Raw genomic sequence first — 4,145 nt, forward strand, 5'->3', positions numbered from 1 at the left:
GGCTGCTCCGGACCCGCCTGGCTGGCCGGGGTCGCCGCCGCGCGCGGGGAAGCCCTGGAAAGGGCCGCGGCAGGGTCGATCACGCCGCTGGGCGATCGCGTCTTGCCGTTGGATCAGGCCGCTCGAGCGCATCGACTGCTGGAGGAACGGGCCGCCAAGGGCACCATCGTGCTGACGCCCGCGCACCCGTAGCGCGAGATCACCCGGCCGAATCCCCGGGCGTCCCATGGATTCTGGCGTCGTATCCGGCGCGCGCGGCCTGGTCGACATCGACGAACATGGTGTCGACGTCCATCCACCGATACAGGGCGCGGGTCAGCCGCTCCGGGTAGAGCGCGCCCAGCCGCAGCATCACTCCCAAGCCGCGCGGCACGGTGAGCCGCGGTCGCGGCCGGGCGATCATGTCGAGCACCCCGGCCGCGACATCGGCGGGCTCGAGCGGCCGCTGCCCCTTGGGATGCCCGGTGCCGGAGATCAATTCGGTATTGGTGAACGACGGCAGCACCGCGCCCACCCGCACGCCGCTGCGCAGCACCTCGATCCGGGTGGCCTCGGTGAACGCCACCACCCCCGCTTTGCTCGCGTTGTACAGCGCGATGCCCGGCGCGGGCGTCACCCCGGCCACCGAGGCGATGTTCACGATCTGCCCGCGGCCGCGCGGCAGCATGCGCCGCAAGGCCAGCTGCGTCCCGAGCATCACCCCGTGCAGATTCACGTCGATGCAGCGGGCGGCCTCGTCGTCGGTCACCGTGATCACCGGCCCGATGGGCATCAGTCCCGCATTGTTGATCAGCACATCCAGGGGTCCCGCCGCCGCTTCGACGCCCTCGACGAAGTCCTCGAACGACTTTCGCTCGGTCACATCCAACGGAAGCGCGGTGACCCCTAGTTCGGCTCCGGCCTTCTCGACCGCCGCCGTGTCGACATCCCCGATCACGACGGTGCCGCCCGCATCGCGCACCGCCCGCGCGATGGCGAACCCGATCCCCCGGCCGCCGCCGGTCACCGCCACGACTTTTCCCGCCACCGTCTCACGAGCCCGCGCCATCGTCGGTTCCTTCCGCCACCCGCCGAACCGACTGCCCGCGCGGGACGCCTGATCCGAGGGTGCCGCACTCGGCGGTGCTACAGAACCGGTTTCGCGGTTCGATCTTGGAACCGGGACGGGCGTGCTCAGCCGGTGATTTCCCACTCGTAGACGGTGAGTTCCGAAGCGCCCGTGGTGTGAATCGGATCGGTGTGCACCAGATCCTGTGCGGCAGCGAACGTTTCGGCGGTGATCACGTACGCGCCGCCGCTGCCGTCGGTGAATTTGCCGGTCTCCACCAGCTGTCCGCGCTCGCGGACCGCCGCCAGCCATTCCTTGTGCGGAACGATGACGGAGTCGTCGAAGCGCGGGGTGCGCATGGCCATCACGAGATACTTGCGCACCCTGCGCTTCTCCTTCGAACTACGGCTCGGCCGAGGCTATTCGGCGTCGGCGGGCGGCACGACCGCGCGGGTCGCCGCCGCGGCGGCCCGGACCTGCGGGGCCACCTGGACCACCTGGCCGAGGACGCCGTTGATGAACGACGGGGAGTCGTCGGTGGAGAGCTCCTTGGCCAGCTCCACCGCCTCGTCCACGGCCACCACCGGGGGAACGTCGTTGGCGTGGAACAACTCCCACACCGCCACCCGCAGGATGGCGCGGTCCACGGCGGGCAGCCGCGGCAGCGTCCAGTCCTGCGAGAGATACGACTCGATGGTGCCGTCCACCCGGTCCAGATCGTCGGCGACGCCTTCGACCAGGACGCGGGTGTAGGGGTTGATCGGAGCTACGGACTCCTCACGCACCGACAGCGAGACCCGCTCGGTGAGCAGGTCCGCGGGATCGATATCGCGGGCCTCCGCCTCGAAGAGCAGATCCACCGCACGCCGACGCGCCTTGTGCCGTGCGCCGAGCTTCTTGAACTTCTTGTCCGATTGATCGGCCACGGAAGACATTATCCGTCGCGTCAGGAGTTGACGCGGCTGATGTAGCTGCCGTCGCGGGTGTCGATGCGCAGCTTGTCACCCTGGTTGATGAACAGCGGCACCTGGACCTCGGCGCCGGTCTCCACGGTGGCGGGCTTGGTGCCGGCCGAGGAGCGGTCGCCCTGCAGGCCCGGCTCGGTGTGGGTGACGATGACGTCGATGGCGACGGGGAGCTCGACGAACAGCGCCTCACCCTCGTGCATGGCGACCTGCACGGCCATGTTCTCCAGCAGGAAGCCCGCGTTGCGGCCCAGCAGGGTCTCGCTCAGGTGGATCTGGTCGTAGGTCTCGCCGTCCATGAAGATGAAGTCTTCGCCGTCCTTGTACAGGTACGTCATGTCGCGACGGTCGACGGTCGCGGTCTCCACCTTGACGCCGGCGTTGAAGGTCTTGTCGACGACCTTGCCCGAGACCACGTTCTTCAGCTTGGTGCGCACGAAGGCGGGACCCTTACCCGGCTTCACATGCTGGAACTCGACAATCTGCTGCAGATTGTTGTCGATCTTCAGCACGAGGCCGTTCTTGAAGTCGCTGGTGTCCGCCACTGTCCTCGGATCTCCTACTAGTCGTTATACAACCGCGCGTCAGTCGACGACGGTCAGGTCTTTGCTGGTGCGGGTGAGCAGTTCCGGGCCCCCCTTGCGAACCACAAGCGTGTCCTCGATCCGGACACCACCGCGGCCGGGGAAGTACACACCTGGCTCGACGGTCACCGCCACGCCATCGAGAAGTGTACCCGTGCCCGTTTTGGCGATTCCGGGCGCTTCATGGATCTGCAGGCCGACGCCGTGTCCGAGGCCGTGCACGAACAGCTCGCCGTGACCGGCCGCCTCGATGACCGAGCGCGACGCCTTGTCGACCGCCTTGGTCGAGACACCCGGGGCGAGCGCCGCGCGGCCCGCCGCCTGCGCGGCGTTGACCAGTTCGTATACCTCGCGCTGCCAGTCGGTGGGCTGCCCGAGCACGAAGGTGCGGGTCATGTCGGAGTGGTAGCCGCCGACCACCGCTCCGAAGTCCAGTTTCACGAAATCGCCGGCGGCCAGCACCGCCTCGGTCGGACGGTGATGCGGGACAGCCGAATTCGCGCCGGCGGCGACAATGGTCTCGAAGGCGACCGCCTCCGCGCCGTGCTCGAACATCTGCCACTCGAGGTCGCGGGCCACCTGGCGTTCGGTGCGGCCGGGGCGCAGGCCGCCGCTCTCGAGCAGAACGGCCAGGGCCGCGTCCGCGGCGTCGCAGGCCGCGCGCAGCCGGTCCACCTCGTAGGCGTCCTTGACCATGCGCAGCTGTTCGACCAGGCCCGAGACCGGCACCAGTTCCAAGCCGGTGGCCAGCGCCGACAGGCCGCGATGCTGTTCGAAGGTCATGATCTGGCTCTCGAAGCCGACCCGGCCGGTCTGCCACTCCCCCGCGATCTCGACGACGCGGCGCGCGCTGGCCCGGTTGATCTCGGCTCGTAGATCCGGCACCTGCACGCCGACCTGGGTGAGGTAGCGGCCGTCGGTGCAGATGATGGTGCGGTCCTCGCTGGAATCCCAGGCGTACACCAGGAGTGCGGCGTTCGAGCCGGTGAATCCGGTCAGGTAGCGGATGTTGATCAGGTCCGTCACCAGCAGGGCGTCGACGCGATTCTCCACGAGCAGGTTGCGCAGGTTGGCCCGGCGCAGCGCGTAGTCGGGTCGCTGGGTCAGTTCGTGATCAGCAGACATGCGTCAAAGCTACCGCCGACACGCCGCAACACCGACACGCAACACGTGAAAGGGGCGGTGACGGAAACCCCGCTGTCCACAACCGAAGTAGTTATCCACATTTCGCGATCCGCCGCCCCACGCACCCGGAAATCGCGAGAACCTCGATACATGGCCCCGATTCCGCTTCTCGCACTGGCACTCTGGTGCGCCGCGCTCAGCGCCTGCGATCTGCGCGCGCGGCGCCTGCCCGACGCCCTCACCCTTCCGGGCGCGGTAGTGGTGCTCGCCTACGGATTCGCCGCGGGCGCAGCCCTACCCGCGCTCTTCGGTGCCGCCCTGCTCACGCTCCCTTACCTGGCCGTGCACCTCGCCCACCCTGCCGCACTCGGCGCGGGCGATGTGAAACTCGCCGTCGGCCTAGGCGCGGCGACGGCCCTCGGC

The 4,145-nt window shown here is 68.7% G+C and carries 7 protein-coding genes; 2 read left to right on the top strand and 5 right to left on the bottom strand.

Going from position 1 to position 4,145, the window contains the following annotated elements; genetic code table 11:
• Positions 1-192: zinc-binding dehydrogenase (locus tag ACWELQ_RS39995; RefSeq protein ID WP_452402205.1), on the top strand; the 192-nt coding region annotated here is incomplete at its 5' end.
• A 7-nt stretch (positions 193-199) separates the two neighbouring features.
• On the opposite strand, the gene ACWELQ_RS40000 is transcribed toward ACWELQ_RS39995, so the two are convergent.
• The 5 genes from ACWELQ_RS40000 to ACWELQ_RS40020 form a co-directional block, all read right to left on the bottom strand.
• Positions 200-1,048, bottom strand: coding sequence for an SDR family oxidoreductase (locus tag ACWELQ_RS40000; RefSeq protein WP_452402206.1), 849 nt, complete (start codon positions 1,046-1,048; stop codon positions 200-202).
• A 125-nt stretch (positions 1,049-1,173) separates the two neighbouring features.
• The gene (locus ACWELQ_RS40005) at positions 1,174-1,431 is read right to left on the bottom strand and encodes a YciI family protein (protein ID WP_452402207.1); all 258 of its coding nucleotides are present in this window, start codon (positions 1,429-1,431) and stop codon (positions 1,174-1,176) included.
• A 36-nt stretch (positions 1,432-1,467) separates the two neighbouring features.
• Positions 1,468-1,974 carry a transcription antitermination factor NusB gene (nusB, locus tag ACWELQ_RS40010; RefSeq protein ID WP_452402208.1) on the bottom strand — a complete coding sequence of 169 codons (507 nt, stop codon included), beginning with the start codon at positions 1,972-1,974 and terminating at the stop codon, positions 1,468-1,470.
• 20 nt (positions 1,975-1,994) lie between these two features.
• On the bottom strand, positions 1,995-2,558 hold the full coding sequence (gene efp, locus ACWELQ_RS40015) for an elongation factor P (protein ID WP_452402209.1): 564 nt from the start codon (positions 2,556-2,558) through the stop codon (positions 1,995-1,997).
• Positions 2,559-2,597: 39 nt separating this feature from the next.
• Entirely contained in the window at positions 2,598-3,722 is a 1,125-nt protein-coding gene (locus tag ACWELQ_RS40020; protein WP_452402210.1) for a M24 family metallopeptidase, read from the bottom strand.
• Between the two features lie 150 nt (positions 3,723-3,872).
• On the opposite strand from ACWELQ_RS40020, the gene ACWELQ_RS40025 reads away from it, so the two are divergent.
• Positions 3,873-4,145 (top strand): prepilin peptidase (locus ACWELQ_RS40025; RefSeq protein ID WP_452402211.1); only part of this gene is annotated, 273 nt, incomplete at its 3' end.

The organism is Nocardia sp. NPDC004722 (assembly GCF_053601505.1).